This window comes from Streptomyces sp. NPDC004539 (assembly GCF_040610055.1).
Classification (GTDB): Bacteria; Actinomycetota; Actinomycetes; order Streptomycetales; family Streptomycetaceae; genus Streptomyces.
The window spans coordinates 1-20735 of the sequence record NZ_JBEXLS010000009.1; the positions used below are offsets into that span (position 1 = coordinate 1).

Annotated in this window: 12 protein-coding genes; 3 read left to right on the forward strand and 9 right to left on the reverse strand. The window is 71.4% G+C overall.

Translation table 11 applies throughout. The annotated features are described in order from the left end of the window. Positions 1-233: 233 nt before the first annotated feature. The 9 genes from ABZX85_RS20005 to ABZX85_RS20045 all read right to left on the reverse strand — a co-directional run bounded on the left by ABZX85_RS20005 (position 234) and on the right by ABZX85_RS20045 (position 14113). Positions 234-1751 carry a family 43 glycosylhydrolase gene (locus ABZX85_RS20005; RefSeq protein ID WP_355870013.1) on the reverse strand — a complete coding sequence of 506 codons (1518 nt, stop codon included), beginning with the start codon at positions 1749-1751 and terminating at the stop codon, positions 234-236. Then, positions 1748-2980 (reverse strand): MFS transporter, encoded by a 1233-nt coding sequence (locus tag ABZX85_RS20010; protein WP_355870016.1) that lies wholly within the window; start codon positions 2978-2980, stop codon positions 1748-1750. The genes ABZX85_RS20005 and ABZX85_RS20010 overlap by 4 nt, the downstream gene beginning before the upstream one ends. Positions 2981-3034: 54 nt before the next feature. Further along, complete coding sequence (locus ABZX85_RS20015; protein WP_355870018.1) at positions 3035-5437, reverse strand: glycoside hydrolase family 3 N-terminal domain-containing protein; 2403 nt, start codon at positions 5435-5437, stop codon at positions 3035-3037. A 53-nt stretch (positions 5438-5490) separates the two neighbouring features. Next, positions 5491-7545 (reverse strand): PKD domain-containing protein, encoded by a 2055-nt coding sequence (locus tag ABZX85_RS20020; RefSeq protein WP_355870021.1) that lies wholly within the window; start codon positions 7543-7545, stop codon positions 5491-5493. Between the two features lie 104 nt (positions 7546-7649). Continuing rightward, positions 7650-8480, reverse strand: coding sequence for an ATP-binding cassette domain-containing protein (locus tag ABZX85_RS20025; protein WP_355870024.1), 831 nt, complete (start codon positions 8478-8480; stop codon positions 7650-7652). A 3-nt stretch (positions 8481-8483) separates the two neighbouring features. Next, positions 8484-10250, reverse strand: coding sequence for a dipeptide/oligopeptide/nickel ABC transporter permease/ATP-binding protein (locus tag ABZX85_RS20030; RefSeq protein WP_355870027.1), 1767 nt, complete (start codon positions 10248-10250; stop codon positions 8484-8486). Further along, on the reverse strand, positions 10247-11188 hold the full coding sequence (locus ABZX85_RS20035) for an ABC transporter permease (RefSeq protein WP_355870030.1): 942 nt from the start codon (positions 11186-11188) through the stop codon (positions 10247-10249). Before ABZX85_RS20035 ends, ABZX85_RS20030 begins: the two co-directional genes overlap by 4 nt. Positions 11189-11218: 30 nt before the next feature. Continuing rightward, positions 11219-12754 (reverse strand): ABC transporter substrate-binding protein, encoded by a 1536-nt coding sequence (locus tag ABZX85_RS20040; RefSeq protein WP_355870032.1) that lies wholly within the window; start codon positions 12752-12754, stop codon positions 11219-11221. A gap of 309 nt (positions 12755-13063) precedes the next feature. Further along, positions 13064-14113 carry a LacI family DNA-binding transcriptional regulator gene (locus ABZX85_RS20045; RefSeq protein ID WP_355870035.1) on the reverse strand — a complete coding sequence of 350 codons (1050 nt, stop codon included), beginning with the start codon at positions 14111-14113 and terminating at the stop codon, positions 13064-13066. Between the two features lie 263 nt (positions 14114-14376). Here ABZX85_RS20045 and ABZX85_RS20050 point away from each other — a divergent pair, with 263 nt between their 5' ends. From ABZX85_RS20050 to ABZX85_RS20060, 3 genes are read left to right on the forward strand one after another with little or no spacing between them, the layout of a single operon-like run. Continuing rightward, entirely contained in the window at positions 14377-17190 is a 2814-nt protein-coding gene (locus ABZX85_RS20050; RefSeq protein ID WP_355870037.1) for a glycoside hydrolase family 78 protein, read from the forward strand. 33 nt (positions 17191-17223) lie between these two features. Further along, entirely contained in the window at positions 17224-19623 is a 2400-nt protein-coding gene (locus ABZX85_RS20055) for a glycoside hydrolase family 3 N-terminal domain-containing protein (protein ID WP_355870039.1), read from the forward strand. After that, positions 19616-20683, forward strand: a complete 1068-nt coding sequence (locus tag ABZX85_RS20060; protein WP_355870041.1) for a family 43 glycosylhydrolase — start codon at positions 19616-19618, stop codon at positions 20681-20683. The genes ABZX85_RS20055 and ABZX85_RS20060 overlap by 8 nt, the downstream gene beginning before the upstream one ends. Positions 20684-20735 lie beyond the last annotated feature (52 nt).

The following is a 20735-nucleotide window of genomic DNA, read 5'->3' on the forward strand; positions in this document are numbered from 1 at the left end:
AGATCAGACGGGTAAGCATCCCCAGCAGCACTCACACACCACCCAACGACTCACCCGTACAGCCGATACGGCAGATCTCAGACACGCTCTTAGATTCGCCCCGGATTCGACCCCGAAGGTTTGTTCAGCTAGTAAACATGGACTCTGACCTGCGGAAGTACGGAACGGCAGACGAGCCGGGCCGTACGCCGGGTAGTAGGCCGCGCCGAACAGGACGCCGCGAGGCAGGGCGGTCACGACGAGCCTTCTCCGTGGTAGCGGAAATCGGTGAAGTGGACGGTCCCGTGCTCGGCGAACATGCCGGTGACGCGGCCGGTGAAGGGGGCGGCGAGTTCCACGGACCAGAAGCGGCCGTCCAGTTCGGCGAGCAGTGTCTCGGTCCCGGACCCGTCCACGGCGACGAGCCGGATCGTGTCCCCCGGCGGCAGCCAGGGCACCTCGTGCGGGGCGGGGACACGGGTCTCGATCCGCAACAACACCTGTTCGCCCGCCAGTTCCCTGGTCCACGCCTGGGACATCCCGGGCAGGTCGCCGCGGGCCGTGACGAGAGTCCGGCCGTCGGCCGGGGCGCGCTCGGCGACCAGGCTGACCGTGAACTCCTCGTCGAAGCGCAGACCGAGCCCGCCGCTGCCCTCGCCCGGCTCGACGCGGGCCTCGAACACGCTGTTCAGGTGGCGCTGGCGGCGGCCGACGAAGTCGGGCCGGAAGACCCTGAGGCCGCCGGAGTCCGCGGTCAGGGTGAGGCAGTCGGGGCGTTCGGTGAGCGAGGCCACCTCGCCGGGGGCGCGGCCCACCGCCAGCCAGCCGGGATCGGCCAGGGCGACCGGGTCGGTGAACTCGAAGTACTCGTCAAGGGGTTCCGGGCGCGGGTTCAGCTCCACGGGCGCCGGGCAGGGCCAGCCGTCGCGCCACTCCACGCCGGTGACGAACGTTTCACGCCCCAGGGGTGTGGCCTTGCCGGCCGGGCGGGTGCCGAGCAGCACCAGGACGTCCTCGCCGTGCGGCCCGCGGACCAGGTCGGCGTGGCCCGTGCACTGGACGGGGCGGTCGGTGCCCGAGGCGCACAGCACCGGGTTGCCCGGCGCGCCTTCGAAGGGCCCCTCGATGCCCGGTCCACGGGCGACGCTCACCGCGTGCCCGTACCCGGTGCCGCCCTCCGCGATCATCAGGTACCAGTGGTCGCCCCGCCGGAACACGTGCGGTGCCTCGGGGGCGACGAGTCCCGTTCCGGACCACAGCTCACGGGGTGCCTCCAGCACCCGTCCCTCGGCGAGGTCGACCCTGGCCTGGAGGATGCCCCGGTGCTCGACGACCGTCGTGCCGTCCAGGTGCAGGCCGCTGTAGGTGACGTACGCGGCGCCGGTGTCGTCCCAGGCCAGGTCGGGGTCGATGCCGATGATGCCGTCGAGGGCGGTGCCGTCGCTCCACGGCCCGGCGGGGTCGGTGGCGGTGAACACGACACAGCCGCGGGGGCTGACGGCCACCGTGACGATCACGTGGAAGAGGCCGTCGTGGTGGCGGATCGTCGGCGCCCACACTCCCCCGGAGTCCGGTACGTCCGCGACTCGCACCTGCTCCTCACGGGTGGCGACGTTGCCGATGTGCTCCCAGGTGACGAAGTCGGTGCTGCGGTGGACCGGCAGCGCCGGCAGGTACTCGAACGACGAGGTGACGAGGTAGTAGGTGCCGTCGACGAGCACACAGCTCGGGTCCGGGTTGAAGCCCGGGATCAGCGGGTTGGGAAGCGTCATGTGCGGTCGTGCCTTTCCGTGCTGGAGGGTGTTGCGGGGCGGGTGTGCGGATGCGCCGCGTCGTCCGGGTCGGCGGCGCCGCGCCCGGGCCGGGTCCACGGTTCGCAGACGAGCGCGGCGAGCAGGCCGAGCCCGCACGCCGCGACGAGCGGGGCGCGGGCTCCCCACTGGGTGATCAGCAGGCCGCCGAGTGCGGTGCCGGCCACGTTCCCGGCGGCGAACATGCTGTTCATCCATCCGAACGCCTCGGCGGCCGAGCCGTCGGGCACCGTCGCGGACAGCCGCTCGAACAGGCCGGACATGGCCGGGGCGACCGTGAGTCCCCAGAAGAAGAGGAGGACGGTCAGGGTCGCCTCTCCGGTGGCGAGCGGCAGGACGGCGAGCCCGGCCGTCAGGAGCAGCATCAGGTGCCGCAGTCGTGCCCGGTGGCCGCGGGTGCCGTGGACCAGTCCGCCGACGAGGGAGCCTAGGCTGCCGACGGCGATCACGAAGCCCGCCTCCGAGGACACCTGCCGTCCGCTCACCGTGGCGACCACGCCGAGCACCTGACCGGCCAGCGCGCCGGTCAGCAGGAATCCCGTCGCGTACAGGCGCGGCAGTCCGGGCCGCCGCAGCAGGCTCCCGCCCTTCGCGGCAGCCGCCGTGGTGCGTCCGGCTTCGGCGTTGCGGTCCCGTACGTAGGCGAGCGTTCCGACGAGGACCAGGGCGCCGCAGGCGCCGAGTGCGAGGCGGGGTCCGCCGAACGCGGCGAGCGAGGACGTGATCACCGGTCCGGCCACGAAGATCACTTCCTGTGATGTCGCTTCGAGCGCGAAGTAGGTGCGCCGCTGGCCGGAGCGGAGCAGTGTCGGCAGGGCGGCCCTGACCGCCGACGTCATCGGTGGCGTGCAGAGGCCGAGGAGCAGGGACAGGCCGACCAGTGCGGCCGGCCGCGGCGGCGCCAGGATCAGTGCCGCCATGGCCGCCGTGTGCAGCGCGGTGGTGGCGGTGAGGACCCGGCGGCGTCCGTGGGTGTCGGCGAGTCTGCTCAGCAGCGGCCCGGCGACGACGGCTCCGGCCACACCGGCGGCCGACACCGCGCTGTAGACCGTGTAGCTCGCGTGCTCGGTGGTGAGCATCATCAGCGCGAGGCCGGTCATGCCCTGGTGGAAGCGGCCCACGATCGACGTGACGAACAGCCAGGGCACCGAGGGGGTGCGCATGAGCTCCCGGTAGGCGGCTACCGGCACGGCCGGGGCCCCGTCGCGGAGGTGCCGTGCCGGAGGTCGCGCGGGCCGGCGCGGTCAGACACGCTCGACCGCTGTCTCGGAGAGGAAGGTGCGCTCAGCGCTCGCGAGCACCCGCTCCTCGCCCCGGATCTCGAACGACCCCTCGGCGCGCCGGTCGTCGGAGTCGAAGCCCAGGAAGAAGTCCACGCGCGCGGGTTCCACGACGAAGTCCCTCGCCGCGTTCGTGTGTCCGAGCTGGGCGGCCCGCACCTCGAACGTGACTCGGCGGGACTCCCCCGGTGCGAGGCCGACCCGGCGAAAGCCGGCCGACTGCTGTGCGGGGCGGGTGACACCCGAGGTGTTGATCCGGACGTAGAGCTGGACGACGGCCGCGCCCTCGGCCGCGCCGGTGTTGGTGACCGTGGCGGCGATCCGGACGGCGCCGGAGGTGTCGGCCCACGCGTCGTGCTCCAGGTCGGCGAGGGTGAAGTCGCCGTAGCTCAGGCCGTGTCCGAACGGGTACAGCGGGGTGGCCTCCATGTCGAGGTAGAGCTGTGTGGTGCCGGGCGGCAGCGGGTTGCGGTAGCCGGTGCCGGCCTTCTGGTGGTGGTACACCGGGATCTGCCCCGTGTGCCGCGGAATGCTGTAGGGCAGTTTTCCGCTGGGGTTGACCGCTCCGAAGAGAACCTCGGCGACGGACTTCGTCCCGAAGGGGCCTCCGTAGGGCGCCACCACGATCGCGGCGGCGTTCCTGACCACCTCGGGCAGCGCGTAGGCGCGCCCCTGGAAGAGGACGACGACGAGGGGGGTGCCGGTGGCGGCCACCGCCTCGGCCAGCCGGGTCTGTGCGGCGGGCAGGGAGATGTCCGCCGAGTCGCTGCCCTCCCCCTCGGTGCGTTCGCCGTTGAACCACAGGCTCGCCCCGCCGAGGGCCAGCACGACGACGTCGGACCGTCTCGCGGCGTCCACGGCCCGGTCGAGGTGTTCCTGGTCCAAGGGCTGTGTGAGCGTGCTGCCCGCCTCGGTGAGGACGTGTCCGGCGAAGTCGGCGATCTCCTCGGCGAGCGAGCGTGCCCCGTAGCGTTCGCGGACGAAGCTCTCCGTGTCGGCGCGGCCCAGCATCGCGTCGTTCCATGCGGTGTGCGCGGTCTCCGCGCCGACCATGTTGATCATCTCGCCCCGGCCCATGGCGAACGCGGCGTCCCGCCAGGCCGGATAGGTGTACGTCGGGAACTGGAGCGCGGCGGCGTCGGCGTGCGGGCCGATCACGGCGACGGTCCGGCCGCGCGGAGCGAGCGGGAGGATTCCGTCGTTGCCGGCGAGCACGACCGACCGGCGGGCCAGTTCCCGGGAGAGGTCCTCGCCCTCGCCGGCGACGGCGGCCACGTCGATGTGCTCCCGCGGGTACGGGTTCTCGAACAGCCCCAGCTGGAACTTGGCCCGCAGCACGCGCAGGACGCACACGTCGACGTCCCGCTCGTCCAGCGCGCCGCGCCGCACCTCCTCGGCGAGGGAGCCGTAGGCGTACGGGGTGGGGAGTTCGACGTCGAGACCGGCGAGGACGCCGAGGCGGGCGGCCTCACCGGGTGTCGCGGCGGCCCGCTGGCGGGTGACGACGTGTTCCAGGGTCGTGTAGTCCGAGGAGACGAAGCCGTCGAAGCCGAGGGTGTCGCGCAGCAGGCCGGTGAGCACCTCGCGGGAGATGCCGACGGGGATGTCGTCGACGTCGGCGTAGGAGTTCATCACGGACTTGAGGCCGGCGAGCTGGATGGCTGCCTCGAAGGGGTGGGCGAACAGGTCCCGGGTCCTGCGGGCGCCTCCCTCGTAGGCGGACAGGTTGATCCCGCCGGCCGCGAGGCCGTAGCCGAGGAAGTGCTTGGCCGTGGCGGCGACGCCGAGCGCGAGGTCGTCGCCCTGGAGTCCCTGGGTGTAGGCGACGGACAGCGCGGCGCAGAGGTAGGGGTCCTCGCCGTACGTCTCGTGCACGCGTCCCCATCGGGGGTCCAGGGCGACGTCCATCACCGGGGACAGCGCCTGGGCGAAGCCGAGGCGGCGCATCTGGCGCCGGATCAGGGCGCCCATCTCCTCGACGAGGTCGGGGCTGAAGGCGGCGGCGAGGCCGACGGGGGTCGGGAACACCATGTGCCCGCCGGTCATGAACCCGTTGAGCGCCTCCTGGTGGATCAGGGCCGGGATGCCGAGGCGGGTGCGGGTCACGAACTGGCGCTGGACGGCGCCGACGACGCGGGCGAGCCGCACCGGGTCGTCGCCGGCCAGGGCCGGGACATGGCCGGGCGGACACCGCAGCAGCGTCTCCACGCCCTCGGCGTCCTTGCCGTCCGCGTCGACGAACGTCCACGGCCAGGCTCCGCCGAGCTGGCCGCACTTCTCCTCCGGCGTCATCTCCTTCAGGAGCAGTTCGGCGCGGGTGTCGGCGGACAGTTCGGGGTCACGGTGAGTTCGGGGTGATGCGGTCACGATGGTCCTTCTGTCGGGAGGTGCGTGTCAGGTGCGCGGGGCGGGCGGGCCGGTCATCTCACGACCACACGCACCCGGCCCAGGTTCCGCACTCTGGCGAACGGTGTGTGCGCGTCGCCCTCGCGTTGGGCGGTCGCGCGCAGTGCCACGAAGTACGTGCCGGGTCTGTCGTAGGTGAAGGACGCCTGTACCTCGGCGGTCTCCCGCGCGGGGCCGCAGGGGTGTGCGGTGAAGGTCCCGGAACCGGTGAAGTCCCATTCGGCGGCCACGATCCGGCCGGCCTTCGGGGGCGTCTCGATGCGGGCCCGGAAGACGACCGGCCGTCCGGCGACGGCCTCGATCCGGTCCCGGCCGTGCGCGGTGAGGTCGACGACGGGCTGGACGCCCAGCCGGGCGCGGGCCCGGGCCGGCACGGCGATCTGGCTGTCGCTCACGCGGTAGGAGGTGGTTCGTGCCGGTGCCCTGCCCTGTTCCACCCAGGCGCACAGGTCGCGCAGGGCGTGCTCCAGGATGCCGGTCCAGTCCACCAGCCGGTTCGTGCCGGCCCCGGTGGGGGGTTCCTCCAGGTGGTTGGCGCTGTCGTTGTACCAGAGCCGGAAGGTGTCGTCGAACCGGCCGCCCATGGCCTGCTTCACCTGGGTGCCGTACCAGTCGCCGGGCCAGGGGCAGGCGTCCGGGTCCAGCAGGTTGGCGACCACGATGACCTTGCCGTTGACCTTGCCCGTGTGCGTGCCGCCGCCGCTGGTGTTGGCGGACACGAGCGGGCCGATCTGGACCGCCCGCTGCGGGTACAGGGGCTTTCCGTCCGGTCCTCGGTACTGGTCGAAGGTGTAGAGACCGGGCCGGGTCGGAACCTGGTACCGGTGGTAGGCGTGCAGGGCGAGGAACCAGTGGTTGTCGGCCCGGAGCCGGTCGCCGCTGTCCAGTGCCTTGAGGACGTCCGCGCTGTTTCCGGCCGCGAGCGTGAACACCTTGGCGGCGACGTCCAGCGAACCGGTCAGCGTGCCGATGCTCGTCGTGCCGTCCGCACTGCGGACCGTGAAGTCGAGGGGTGTCCTGATCTCCGTGGCCGGCACGCTGTCGAGGAGCAGCGCCGTCGGCATGCCGCCCGCGTCGCGGCGCACCTCGGTGACGGTCGCCGTGTGGTCGATCCTCGCGGCGCGGACCAGGTCGCCGAGGGGGGAGCGCTCGGTGCCGAGATAGCCCGGCTTCGACCAGAAGTCGTCCGCGTACGTGGGATCGATGCCGCGCACGATGGCCCCGATGCCCAGCAGGTTGTCGGGGTCCACCGGCAGCCGGAGCACGTAGGAGTAGTCCTCCCACGTCCGGAGCGGCACGCCCATGGTCGACACCTCGCGCAGCATGGCGCGCTCGACGCCGTCGAGCCCGGCGTAGGGGTCGCCCGAGCCGCCGGGGGCGACCGCGTCGCCGATGCGGGCGGCCTTGTCCCGCAGTACGAGTCTGGCCAGGGCGCGGACGGTGAAGCTGTTGGGGACGGACACCGGGCTGCCGGGTATGAACGGCACCGCTCCGTCCCACACGCCCACGGTGTTCTCGATGGCGCCGATGGTCTGGTAGGAACCGCCGCTGCCGCCGTAGACGTAGCCGTAGATCCGCCGGCCGGAGCGGTAGTACTTCGCCGCGACCGTCCGGGAGAACTTGGCCGCCGCCGCCTCGACGCGGTAGCCGATGCCTCCGTTGGTCTGGACGGTGTAGGCGCCGCTGGCCGCGCCGAAGGCGACGAGGGCGTCCGGGGCCTGCTCGTCCTGGGTCGGGTAGACCTTGTGGAAGAACCTCCCCTGCCACTGCTTCTTGGGGGGCAGGTAGATGGTGAACTTCTTGGAGGTGCCCTCGAAGTGACCGGACACCTTCCGGTGCCGGACGGGGGTGGTCAGGTCCTCCTCGCTGTCGATCACGGGACGGTCGTACTGCGGGTCGTCGCAGTCGGGGGTGATCCGCATGGGGCCACCGGGGCCGCTCGCCGAGCACACCGGCCGTGTCTCGGCCGAGGCTGGCGTGCTCAGCAACGGTGTGGCACCCAGCGCGACGGCCGTGCCCGCGGCCGAGGCGCGGACGACATCACGTCGGGAGGGTCGTCGTACGCTCATGTGCTGCTCCTGGAAAGGGAGATGCTGCGCTGGTTTCTGGTGCGGGGCATGCCGGGGAGCCGCCGGTGCTCGGCGGTGTACGGGCCGGCCGGCGTGGCGGTGTGTCAGTGGGCGTCCGTGGGCTCGGCGGCGAGGCTCAGTCGCTTCGCCCGGCGCAGGCGCTGGCGCTTCGGGTCCGCGACCGGTGCCGCCATCTGGAGCTTGCGGGTGTAGGGGTGCTGCGGGTTCGTGGCGACGTCGTGGGCGTCGCCGATCTCGGCGATGCGCCCCTGGTTGAGGACGGCGATCCGGTCGCTCACCTGGTTCACCACGCCCAGGTCGTGGCTGATGAACAGATACGCCACGCCTCTCTCGCGCTGGATGTCCTGGAGGAGTGTGAGGACCCGGGCCTGCGTCGTGACGTCCAGGGCGCTGGTGGGTTCGTCGCAGATGATGACCGAGGGGTCCAGGGCGAGGGCCCGCGCGATGGCGACGCGCTGACGCTGCCCGCCGGAGAACTCCCGCGGGTGCCGTCCGCCGGAGTCGGCCGGGAGACCGACGGCGTCCAGGAGCTCCCGGACCCGCGTGCGCCCGTCCCGGGAGCCGGCGGCGAGGAGGGGTTCGGCGAGGATGTCCTCGACGGCCATCGACGGGTTGAGCGACGAGTACGGGTCCTGGAAGACGACCTGGATGTCGCGGGCGACCTTGCGGCGGCGGGAGCGGGAGATGTTGCTGATGGGCTCTCCCCGGAAGCGGACGGAGCCGGAGGTGACCGGGGCGAGCCCGAGGATCGCCCGGCCGATCGTCGTCTTCCCCGATCCCGATTCGCCCACCAGACTCAGGGTCTCCCCCGCGCGCAGGTCGAACGAGACGTCGTCGATCACCGTGGTGCTCCTGCCCCGGCGCCCTCCGTAGCACACGACGAGGTTCTCGACCTTCAGAACGGTCTCCGTCATCCGTCACACCTCCGCGATCTCGACACGGCGTGCCGACGAGAGCAGTTCCCTCGTGTACGCCTCGGCGGGCGCCTCGAACAGCGGGTCCACGTCGCCGCGTTCCACGATGTGGCCGTCCTTCATCACGCTGACCCGGTCGCAGAGGTCCGCCACGACGCCGAGGTTGTGCGTCACGAGGATCACGGCGAGGCCGCGTTCGTCCCGCAGTTCGCGGAGCAGTTCGAGCACCTCGGCCTGAACGGTGACGTCCAGGGCGGTGGTCGGTTCGTCCGCGACGATCAGGTCGGGGCCCGAGGCGATCGCGCCGCAGATGAGGACGCGCTGGGCCATGCCGCCGGAGATCTCGTGCGGGTACTGCCCGAAGACGCGTTCCGGGTTCTTGATGCCGACGCGCGTGAGGAGGGCCAGGAGTTCCCGCTCCGCCTCCCGCTTCGTGAGGTTCTTCACCGCGCGCAGACCGTAGGTGAGCTGCGCGCCGACCGTGAAGCAGGGGTCGAGGTTCGACATGGGTTCCTGCGGCACGTAGGCGATCCGCCGGCCGCGGGCCTCACGCATGTGGTGCTCGTCGGCGAGCAGGTCCTTGCCGTCGAGGACGATGCTGCCGCCCAGGACGACGGCCTCCCGGGGCAGGATGCCCAGGGTGGAGAACGCGATCTGCGACTTGCCGGACCCGGACTCGCCGACCAGGCCGTGGATCTCGCCGCGCCGGACGTCGAGGTCGACGCCGTGCACCACCTCGGTCACCCCGCCCTCGCCGTCCGGGTAGCCGATGCGCAGGCCGCGTACCGACAGGACCGCGTCCGCCGGAGCGTCCGTCTCGCGCGCCCCCGCCGTCAGGTCCCTTGCCTGCCGGGTCAGTTCACGCGGTCGGCGCGGGGTGACCGTCCTGCTGTGGGCGGACGACTGGAGCACGTCGCGCAGGGCGTTGCCGAGCAGGACGAGCGACAGGACGGTCAGGCTGATGAGGAGCGCGGGCCACAGGACACCGGCCTTGTTGTTGTAGATGTTGCCGAACGCCTCCTGGAGGACGCCGCCCCAGGACGCCTTGGCCGGGTCGCTCAGGCCGAGGAAGCCCAGTCCGGCCTCGATGCCGATCGCCGAGGCCAGGACGAACGCGCTCTGGATGATCACGGGCGCGCGGACGGCCCAGAGCACATGCCTGCCGACGATCCGCAGGTCGGAGAGTCCGACCACCTTGGCGGCGTCCACGTACAGCTCGCCCCGGACCCCGAGGACGACGTTCCTGACCAGACGGAAGTAGGACGGTGCGACGATCAGCCCGTAGGTGGCCATCGCCGCCACGATGTCCGCGCCGGTCCGCGTGTAGAGCGCGATGAGCAGGATGATGCCGGGGGTGGCCATCACGACGTCGGAGGCCCAGTTCGACACGGCGTCGACCCTGCCCCGGTAGAAGCCGGCGACGAGGCCGGTGGTCACACCGAGCACCATGGAGACGAGGAGCACCACCAGGCAGGCGAGCAGGGTCTGCTGGGTGCCGCTCATGAGCCGGGACAGGATGTCGCGTCCCGTGGAGTCCGTTCCGAGGAGGTGCCCGGCGGAGAACGGCGGGGTGTTCACCGAGTTGACGTCCGTCACGTTCTGGCCGTGCGGGGCCAGCCAGGGGCTGGCCAGTCCCGCGAAGGTCACGCAGCTCAGGAAGGCCAGGCAGATGACGGCCTGCGGGTTGGTGAGCAGCCGCCTGACGAGCGAGGCTCCCTTGGCGGCCGGCTGGGCCGGTCCGGCCGTGGTCAGCGGGGGCGTCGTGGTCATCGCTTCCTCGCTTTCGGGTTGACCGCCGCCATGACGAGGTCGCCCAGCAGGTTGACGACGAGGACGACGAAGATGGTCACCAGCACGCATCCCATGACCAGAGGCACGTCGCCCTTCTGGGCGGAGGTGTTGCTGAGGTCGCCGAGGCCGGGCAGCGCGAACACCGACTCGATGATGACCGCGCCGCCGATGAGCCCGAGGGTCTGGAGGCTGAGGGTGGTCAGTCCGGGGCCGGCGGCGTTGCGCAGCACGTGCCGGAAGACCACCCGTGACTCGGGGACGCCGCGTGCCCGCAGGGTGCGGACGTAGTCCTGCGAGAGCGTGTCGAGGACCGCTCCGCGGAACTGCGCGGCGGCGTTGGCGACGGAGCCGATGAGCAGCGCGATCACCGGGAGGGTGATCGATTCGAGCCAGCCGCCGAGGCTCTGGTCCGGCGACACGTACCCCGTCGCGGGGAACATCCGGACCGAGACGGCGAAGGCGAAGACGAGGCCGATGGCGATGATGAACGGCGGTACGGCCGCGCCCAGCACCGACATGAACTGCACCGTCCGGTCGATCCACCCGCCGCGGACGGCGGCGGCGACCCCGATGAGGACGCTCACCGCCGTCGTGAGCGCGATCGTCAGCACGATGAGGGCCAGGGTCACCGGGACCCGGGACGAGAGGGCGGACGTCACGGACTCGCCCGTGAAGAAGGACTCGCCGAGGTCACCGGTGACGGCCCCTTTGAGCCAGTCCCAGTACTGGACCAGGAGCGGCTTGTCCAGCCCGAGCTTGACGACCTGGGCGTGGACGTCGCTCTCGGTCGCTCGTACTCCGAGGACCGACCGCGCGATGCCTGTCGCGTTGCCGTACATCAGGGCGAAGGTCGCGAAGCTCACGAGAAGCAGCACGCTCACCGCGCGGACCAGTTTCCTCACCACTGCACCCAACATCTGCGGCTCCGTTCGTTCCCCTCCGCCGGTCTACTGGAAGTCCCACAGCATGGGGTGCAGACCGGACGGGTCGCTGGACTGACGGACGTCGACCTCGGGGTTGTAGGCGTAGTGCATGCTCGCCTGCACCATGGGCACGAACCATGCCTGGTCGACGATGTAGCGGTTGAGGGCCTGCTGTTCCTCGGCGGACTGGGCGGCATCGCTGGTCAGGATCTTGTCCCAGCCCTCGGCCACCGTCGCGTCCTTCTGGTGCATCACGTTCCAGATGCCGTCGGGCAGCAGGTAGTCGCTGATGTCCTGGAGCGAGTCGCCGTAGTTGCCGAGCTGCCAGAACGGGACGGGGTACTTGCCGCTGAGCAGTTCGCTGATGGCGTTGGGGCCGGTCAGGTTGACCTGCTTGACCTTGATGTTCAGCAGGCCCAGCTGCTGGATGACGACGGGCATCAGCGGTTCGAGGTTCTGGCCCTGCATGAACGGGATCTCCAGCTCGAAGCCGTTCGGGTAGCCCGCCTTCTTCATCAGGGCCTTCGCGGCCTCGACGTCGAAGGGGTAGGGGTCCTTGAGGCCGTCGAGATAGGCCGCGCTGCCCGGGCGGAAGATCTGGGCGGCCGGGTCGGCCAGCCCGCGGTAGATGTTCTTCGCGATGGCCGCCTTGTCGAAGACCATGTTCATCGCGCGGCGCACGTCGACGCTGCCGAGGGCCGGGACCTTCTTGCCGAGGTGGTCGGTCAGCAGCAGCCGGGTCACCTGGGACTTCTGCGACTGGATCTTCAGCTTCGCGGCCTCGGCCTGGCTGTAGGTCGCCTGGGTGATCAGGGAGCCGTCGATCTGTCCCGTCTTGAGCGCGTTGATCGCCGCGGTCTCGTTGGTGAGCACCTTCAGGACGAGCTTCTTGTACGGGAAGGTCTTGGAGTCCCAGTAGGCGTCGTTCTTGACGAAGGTGTACACCGAGCCGGCGGTCGTCGCCGAGGCGTCGAGGGTGTAGGGGCCGGAGCCGACCGGGGCCTTGTTGAGTTTCCCCGAGGCCAGGTACTTCGGGCTCGCCACGCGCAGTTCGCACAGGCGGGCGACGAACAGCGGGTTGGGCTTCGTGGTGATCCTGAAGGACAGGTCGCCCTGCGCGGAAGCCTTCCAGCCGGCGAACCGGGCGCCCGTGGCACCCTTCGCCTGGATGAAGTCGACCATCGCCTTCACCGACTCCGCGTTCACGGGCGTGCCGTCCGAGAACTTCATCCCCGGGTGCAGGGTGAACGTTCCACCAGTGTTGTCCGGGTTCAGCTGCCAGGACTTCACGGCGCCCGGCTGGGGCTTGCCCTGCCTGTCGCAGCGGAGCAGGGTGTCGTAGACGGCGGACGCGCCCCAGCCCTGGTAGCTGGGCTGGTTGGTGGGGTCCCAGCCCTGGATGTCCTGGCTCATGCCGAGCGTGAGGGTGCTCTTGTCCTTGCCGCCGCCCCCGCCGCCCGCGCTGGAGCCGGCGTCCGTGCAGCCGCTCAGCGCGGCGAGTGCGGCTGCGGCCGTGATCATGGTGACCGCTCTGCGAGCGGGTCGGATGGTGCGCCTCATCGTGGACTCCTTCGGACGCGAATGAGGGTGCCGCCGAGGCTGTGTGCCATCTGGCGGGAAATCGTCCCAGCGCCTCGGGGCAGAACGGCGCAGACCGGACGGGAAGAGGAGATGTAAAACGTTCTACGCGGCAACGTACGGAGCCGACTCGGCCACGTCAAGAGGCTGCTCCGGCCCGCATGAGTAACAGTTCCGCAACGCCCCCGTAGCCTCGCGTTCGCACACGCGGACGCGAGGACACACGTCACCGCCGACGCGGAGACCACCGCTGAACAGGGCGGATACCGACCACAGGCGCGCGAGCGCCGCTCAGTCGAACACCTTCGCGGGAGCCGCGCTGGTCCCGCGCGGCAGGAGCCGGGGCGCCACGACGTAGTGGACGGGCCGGGTACGGCCGTCGAGCCGTTCCAGCAGAAGGCGGGCGCTCGTCTGCCCGGTGAGGTGGCCGGACTGGTCGACGGTCGTGAGGGAGACCCTGCCGATCGACGAGGCGTTGACGTTGTCGTATCCGGTCACGGTGAGGTCCTCGGGCACCCGCAGACCGCGTTCCTCCGCCGCCCGCAGCACACCGAGGGCGGCGATGTCGGCGCCGGCGAAGATCGCGGTGGGCGGCTCCCGCCTGGAGAGGGCTTCGAGCGCGGCGCGGTGGCCGCCCTCCTCGGTGAAGGAGGTCTCGATGACGTCGGGTTCCAGGCCGTGCCGTCTCATCGCCGCCACGAAGCCGTCCAGCCGCGCGGTGTGCGCGAGGACGTGCGGCCGTTCCAGCGCGCCCATGGGGTGCGTCGTGTGCACGATGCGCCGGTGCCCGAGAGCCACGAGGTGGTCGACCATGAGGCGCGCGCCGCCCTGGTCGTCGTCCACGACGGTGTCGAAGCCGGCCGCGCCGCCGTGCCGGGCGACGACCACCGTGGGCAGGGTCGCCCCGAGCCGCTCCAGCCAGGGCGTGCTCATCGCGGGCGAGATGACGACGAGGCCGTCGACCCCCCGGTCCATCAGTGCCTCGACACTGCGCTGCTGACGTTCCCGGTCGAGCCCGCCGGTGATGAGTATCTCCTGGTAGGGGGTGGGTTCCAGTTCGTCCGTGACGCCCTCGACGATCTCCGGCTGGAACGGGTGCGACAGCGCCACGAGCATGACGCCCACCGTGTACGAACGGCCGCGCATCGCTCGGGCCCCGGCCTGCGGGCGGTACCCCAGCTTCTCGATCGCGGCGGTGACCTTGGCCCGCATCTCGGGACTGACGCCGTAGGCGTCGCGCAGCACCTTGGACACCGCCGAGACGGAGACCTGCGCCTCCCTGGCCACGTCCTGGATGGTGACGCGGCGGACGCCGGAGGGTCCGCCCTGTACCGCAGTCATCTCGCCCCGCCCCCCGTCAGCAGAGCTGGTGTCCACACGCCCCATGCTACAAGCGCCGTCTTCCCCGGTTTCCTCATGGATCGACGTCCTCCCTGTCCCTTGACACGCGCGAGGAGCGCTCCCTACGCTGCCCGACGTAGAACGTTATACAACACCGGCCCGCCAGACAGCGCCTTCATCACCGCGCGCGGGCGTTCCTGGGCAAGGCCACGAAGCCTGCTCCAGGCCCGGTCACCGACTGCCCAAGAAGTCTGGAGACTCGCATGGCCGTGGCAGCCGCTCCCCACGCACCCCGCTTCGAACACCTCACCGACCGCTCCCCGCTCCGGGGCATCGGAACCGGCTCACCCCGGCTCTCCTGGACCGTCCCGCACGCGGACACGGACTACCGGCAGACCGCCTACGAGGTGGAGATCCTGCGCGGCGGGCACACCGAGCGCCACCGGGTGAACAGCGCCGAGCAGGTGCTGGTGCCCTGGCCCGCCCCGCCTCTGGCGTCCCGTGAGTTCGCCTCCGTCCGCGTGCGCGTCGCCCACGGCGACGACTGGAGCGAGTGGAGCGAGCGTTCCGTCGTGGAGGCCGGACTGCTCGACGCCGCCGACTGGTCGGCGGCCTTCGTCAGCCCGGTGGACCTCGGCGGCCTGCGCATGCCGGCGCCGGTCCTCCAGGGGTCCCTGCACGTCCCGGGCGAGGTGCGCAGGGCCCGCCTCTACGCCACCGCGCACGGCCTGTACACCGCCACCCTCAACGGTCACCGGGTCGGCGACCAGGTCCTCGCACCGGGCTGGACCGCCTACGAACACCGGCTGCGCTACCAGACGTACGACGTCACGGAACTGGTCCGCGAGGGCGCCAACGACCTGCATGTCCTGCTGGGCAACGGCTGGTACCGCGGACGTCTCGGCTTCAACGCCGAACGCGCCCTGTACGGCGACCGGCTCGCCCTGCTGGCCCAGCTGGAGGTCACCACCGCCGACGGCCGGATGCACGTGCTCGCCACCGACGGCACCTGGACCGCCCGGGAGAGCGAGGTGCTCGCCGACGACCTCTACGACGGCCAGCGCACCGATCTGCGGCGGCGCGGCACGCGCTGGCCCGTGGCCGCCGGCGCGGTGGAGGTGGTGGCGGGCGACCTCGGACGCCTCGTCGCACCGGAGGGGCCGCCCGTCCGGGTCAGCTGTCTCCTCCCCGCGGAGAAGGTGTGGACGTCCCCCTCCGGCCGCACTCTGGTCGACTTCGGCCAGAACGCGGTGGGCTGGGTGCGGTTGCGCGTGCGCGGTCTGGTGCCCGGCGGCGAGGTCGTCGTCCGGCACGCGGAGGTCCTGGAGAACGGTGAACTGGCGACCGCTCCCCTGCGCTCCGCCGAGGCGACGGACAGCTACCTGGTCACCGGCGCGGCCGAGGAGACGCTGGAGCCCTCCCTCACCTTCCACGGCTTCCGGTACGCGGAGGTGTCGGGCGTGCCCGGTCTGCGCGCCGAGGACGTGGACGCCGTGGTGATCGGCTCCGATCTGCGCCGCACGGGCTGGTTCAGCTCCTCCCACGCCCTGCTCGACCGCTTCCACGAGAACGTGGTGTGGAGCATGCGCGGAAACTTCGTCGACGTCCCCACGGACTGCCCCCAGCGCGACGAACGGCTCGGCTGGACCGGGGACATCCAGGTGTTCGCGCCCACGGCCATGTTCCTGTTCGACAGCGCGGGCTTCCTCGGCTCATGGCTCGGGGACCTGGCCGCCGAGCAGCAACCGGACGGGTCGGTGCCGTACGTGGTCCCGGACGTGATCCGCACCCCGTCGCCCGCCGCGACCGCGTGGGGTGACGCCGCCGCGCTGGTCCCCTGGACGGTGTATCTGCGCACCGGTGACCGTGGGCTCCTGGAGCGTCAACTGCCCAGCATGCGCGCCTGGGTCGACCATGTGGCGGGGCTCGCCGGGCCCGACCGGCTCTGGTCGGGCGGCTTCCAGTTCGGCGACTGGCTCGACCCGACGGCCCCCGCGGAGGACGCGGCCCGCGCCAAGGCCGATCCGGACGTGGTGGCCACCGCGCACCTGGCCCGCTCGGCGGAGGTCGTGGCGCAGGCGGCGCGCGTGCTCGGCCGCACCGCCGAGGCCGACCGGTACGCCGCGCTGGCGGCCGAGGTACGGACGGCGTTCATCCACGCGTACGTCACCCGGACCGGCCGCGTCCTCTCCGACGCCCCGACGGTATACGCGCTGGCCGTCCAGTGGGCCCTGCTGCCCGACGCCGAGCACCGCGCACACGCGGGCCGGCGGCTCTCCGACCTGGTGCGCGCGAACGCGTTCCGCATCAGCACCGGCTTCGTGGGGACTCCGCTGGTGACCGACGCGCTGGTCGCCACCGGCCACGTCGACGTGGCCTACCGCCTGCTGTTGCAGACGCGGTGCCCGTCGTGGCTCTACCCGGTGACGATGGGCGCCACCACCGTCTGGGAGCGCTGGGACAGCATGCTGCCCGACGGGAGCGTCAACACCGATGGGATGACGTCGTTCAACCACTATGCCCTCGGCGCCGTCGCGGACTGGCTCCACCGCACCGTCGCCGGACTGGCCCCCGCCGCGCCCGGCTACCGCGAGATCCTCGTCGACCCGCGCCCCTCCACCGATCTGACGTCCGCGTCGGCCCGCCACCTCACGCCGTACGGCGACGCCCAGGTCGCCTGGGAGAGGGAGGCGGGGACGTTCCGCCTGACCGTGCGCGTCCCGGTCGGTGCCCTCGCCCACGTGCGTCTGCCGGGAGCCGACGAGCCCCGGACCGTCGGGCACGGGGAGCACCTCTGGGAGGTGCCCGATCCACTGGCCGGCGACATCACGGCCGGCACGCCGGCCACGGTCCGCGATCTGCTCGACGACGCGGACGTCTGGTCCGAGGTCGTGGCGTCGGCCGTCGACACCGGTGTCGTCCCGGGAGGCGAGCAGGAGGTCGCCGCGCTCCTCGCTCCGTACCTCGACGCGCCGGTGACCGCCGTCCCGAAGGCCCTCGCACCGCACGTGGTCTCCCCGGCGACGAGAACGATGGAACAGCGGCTGGACGCGATCCTCGGCCCGCGCACCGCCTGACGCCCCGTTCCGCACCACAGGAAGAACACCCACATGTCCAGCAACGACCACCTCGACATCCGGCTGCCGGCCGGTGAACGCGCCACCCTGCTGCTGCGGGAGCTGACGGTCGAGGAGAAGTGCCACCAGCTCGTCTCCGTCATGCCCTGGAGTCTCGTCCGCGCCGACGGTTCGGACTCCGACGAGGCCGAACACTGGCTCGCCCACCCGCCCGGCCACGTCGCCCAGCTGATCACCGACACACCGGCGAAGCTCGCGGAACTGGTCGGCAGCATGCAACGCCAGGCTCTGGAACGGACCCGGCTCGGGATTCCGTTGCTGTTCCACCAGGAGGCGCTCAGCGGGTTCCTGGCCGGCGGGCACATGTCCTTCCCGACCGGTACCGGGCTGGCCGCCGCCTGGAGTCCCGACCTGGTCCAGGAGATGACCGAGCTGATCCGCCGCCAGATGATCAGGACGGGCATCAGGCACGCGCTCTCCCCGGTCATGGACGTGGCGCTCGACCCGCGATGGGGCCGTGTCCACGAGACCTACGGAGAGGACCCCTACCTGGCCGCCGCGCTCGCTGTCGCGTACACCCGTGGCCTTCAGGGCGACGACCTGCGCCAGGGGGTCCTCGCCACCGGCAAGCACTTCCTCGGCTACGCCCTGCCCGTCGGCGGCGTCAACACCTCGGCGTACGAGGGAGGTTCGCGGCAGACCCGGGACCTGTTCGCCTACCCCTTCGAGGCGGCGATCCGGCTCGCCGGTCTGCGGTCGGTCATGAACTCCTACGCGGACGTCGACGGCATCCCCGTCGGAGCCTCCCGGGAGGTCCTCACCGGCCTGCTGCGCGATGTCCTCGGCTTCGACGGCTTCGTGTCGTCGGACTACACGACCCTGGACCAGCTGGTCGAGCGCCAGCGGGTGGCCGACACCCCCGGCGAGGCGGCCTGCCTCGCCATCGCGGCCGGCCTGGACGTCGAGATGCCCAAGCCGTACGGCTACGGCCAGGTGCTCGCGGAGGAGGTCGCGCGGGGCAACGCGGACCTCGCCGACGTCGACACCAGCGTGTGGCGGGTGCTGCGGGCCAAGTTCGAGCTGGGGCTCTTCGAGAACCCGTACCCGCAGGAGCGCATCGACGTGGCCGCCGTCGCCGCGGAGGGGACGGAGCTGTCGCGGGAGCTGGCCCGCCGGTCGGTGGTGCTCGTGAAGAACGACGGGCTCCTGCCGCTGGCCCGGGGCCTGGACGTCGCGGTGATCGGACCGCACGCGGACGCCGCGAAGCTCCAGTTCGCGACCTACACCTACGCCGCCTGGCGGGAGGCGACCGACTCCGTGCTGAGCGGGGAACTCGGCAACATGCTCGGCTCGGACGACGTCACGACTCCCTGGTACAACGCGCTGGTGACGCCCACCGACCCCGAGCGGCTGGTCCACGAACGGTTCGGTGCCCGCTCGATCGCGGAGGAGATCACCGGATACGCCGCGCGGGTACGGACCGAGCGAGGCACCACGCTGACCCGTTCGCTGGGGCAGGACGCCGTCGACCGGGCGGTGGAGATCGCCCGCGAGGCGGACGTGGTGGTGCTCGCCCTGGGCGGCGCGAGCCTGTGGTTCACCGGGGAACGCACCGAGGGCGAGGCCAGCGACACCGCGGACATCTCGCTGCCGGCCGTCCAGACCCGGCTGGCGGAGGCCGTCGCCGCCACCGGCAAACCCGTCGTGGTCGTACTCGTCCAGGGCCGGGCCTACGCGCTGCCCGAGGTGTTCCGGGACGCGCGGGCCGTCGTCATGGGGTCGTACGGGGGTCCGTTCGGTGCCCAGGGGATCGCCGAGGTCCTCTTCGGGGTCACGAACCCGAGCGGCAAACTGCCCTACAGCATCCCGCGCCACTCCGGCCAGATCCCCGTGTACCACCACCAGAAGGCCGGCTCCGGCTACCGCAACCCGTTGCCGCCGAGCGTCGACCAGCACTACCTGGACCTGGAGGCCACGCCGCTCTACCCCTTCGCGCACGGTCTGAGCTACACCGACTTCGCGCTCGACGACCTGACGAGCGAGCCCGAGGTCGCCACGGACGCCACCACCCGGATCGGCCTGACGGTCACCAACACCGGCCCGGTGGCGGGGGCCACGGTCGTCCAGCTGTACGTCCGGGTCAACGCGAAGGGGGGTGTCACCCGGCCCGCCCAGCAACTCGCGGGGTTCTCCCGCGTCGAGCTGGAGTCCGGCGCGTCACGCCGCATCACCTTCCATCTCGCAGCGGCCCAGTTGGGCCACACCAACGCCGCCCGCGTCTTCGCCGTGGAACCCGCGCGCGTCGACTTCTTCCTCGGCCTGGACTCCGACGACCGGCGACTCGAAGGCTCCTTCGACCTGGTGGGCTCGGCACGTGAACTGTCCGGTGCCGAGCGGGAGTTCCTCTCGGAGGCGGTGAGCGAGCGTGTCTGAGAGGTACGACTCCATCCGGCCGGGGCGGGTCTGGCTCGACACCGACGGCAAGCGCATCCAGGCGCACGGCGGCTCCGTCCTGTTCGAGGACGGCACCTTCTACTGGTACGGCGAGAACAAGGAGCACACGAAGCCGGGCAGCGACATCTGGACGTGGGGCATCCGCTGCTATTCGTCCACCGACCTCTACAACTGGGAGGACCGCGGGCTGATCATCCCCCCGGTCTTCGACGACCCCGCCTCTCCTCTGTATCCGTCGCAGTTCATCGACCGGCCGCACATCGTCCGCCACCCGCGCACGGGAAAGTACGTGTGCTGGCTCAAGATCATGGGGAAGGACGGCGGACAGCGCTCCACCGTCCTCACCGCCGACTCTGTCCTCGGCCCCTACACGATCGTGCGCACCGGCCTGCGTCCGCTGGGCATGGACGCCGGTGACTTCGACCTCGTCGTCGACCCGGTGGACGGCAAGGCGTACTACTACTTCGAGCGGGTCCACAGCGAACTCATCTGCGCCGACCTCACCGACGACTGCACGGACGTCACCGGCTACTACTCGACACACTTCCCCCACCGGCATCCCCCGGCGGTCCGCGAGGCGCCCGCGTACTTCCGGCGCGACGGCAGGCACTACCTGATCACGTCCGGCACGTCCGGCTACTTCCCGAACCGCTCCGAGGTGGCCGTGGCGGACACCTACCACGGCCCCTACACCGTGCTCGGCGACCCACACCCCTCCGACACGAGCGGCACGTCGTTCCGCTCCCAGGTCAGCTCCGTCTTCCAGCACCCGACACGGCCCGACCTGTACATCGCGGTCGCCGACCGGTGGCTCCCCCACCTGTCGGCGGAGGAGTCCGACCAGACCGAGGCGTTCCACCGGTACTTCGCCGAGCAGGCGAGGGGCGGGACCGGTGCCTCCCTCCCGCCGCAGGAGTTCGACACCTCGGTGGCCGACTACGTCTGGCTCCCGCTCCGGTTCGACGGGGACGTGCCGGTGATCGAGTGGTACGACGAGTGGCGGATCGACGACATCCCGGGCCCGGACGCCGGCTCCTGACCGGAGTCACACATGCGCCACGACCCGGTTCCGTCCTTGCCGAAGTCCCGCT

What these genes read in the sequence shown, in the direction of transcription:
- ABZX85_RS20025 (WP_355870024.1), bottom strand. Translation starts at nt 8,480, where the DNA reads ATGACGGAGACCGTTCTGAAGGTCGAGAACCTCGTCGTGTGCTACGGA.
- ABZX85_RS20020 (WP_355870021.1), bottom strand. Translation starts at nt 7,545, where the DNA reads ATGAGCGTACGACGACCCTCCCGACGTGATGTCGTCCGCGCCTCGGCC.
- ABZX85_RS20005 (WP_355870013.1), bottom strand. Translation starts at nt 1,751, where the DNA reads ATGACGCTTCCCAACCCGCTGATCCCGGGCTTCAACCCGGACCCGAGC.
- ABZX85_RS20045 (WP_355870035.1), bottom strand. Translation starts at nt 14,113, where the DNA reads ATGACTGCGGTACAGGGCGGACCCTCCGGCGTCCGCCGCGTCACCATC.
- ABZX85_RS20040 (WP_355870032.1), bottom strand. Translation starts at nt 12,754, where the DNA reads ATGAGGCGCACCATCCGACCCGCTCGCAGAGCGGTCACCATGATCACG.
- ABZX85_RS20030 (WP_355870027.1), bottom strand. Translation starts at nt 10,250, where the DNA reads ATGACCACGACGCCCCCGCTGACCACGGCCGGACCGGCCCAGCCGGCC.
- ABZX85_RS20050 (WP_355870037.1), top strand. Translation starts at nt 14,377, where the DNA reads ATGGCCGTGGCAGCCGCTCCCCACGCACCCCGCTTCGAACACCTCACC.
- ABZX85_RS20035 (WP_355870030.1), bottom strand. Translation starts at nt 11,188, where the DNA reads ATGTTGGGTGCAGTGGTGAGGAAACTGGTCCGCGCGGTGAGCGTGCTG.
- ABZX85_RS20055 (WP_355870039.1), top strand. Translation starts at nt 17,224, where the DNA reads ATGTCCAGCAACGACCACCTCGACATCCGGCTGCCGGCCGGTGAACGC.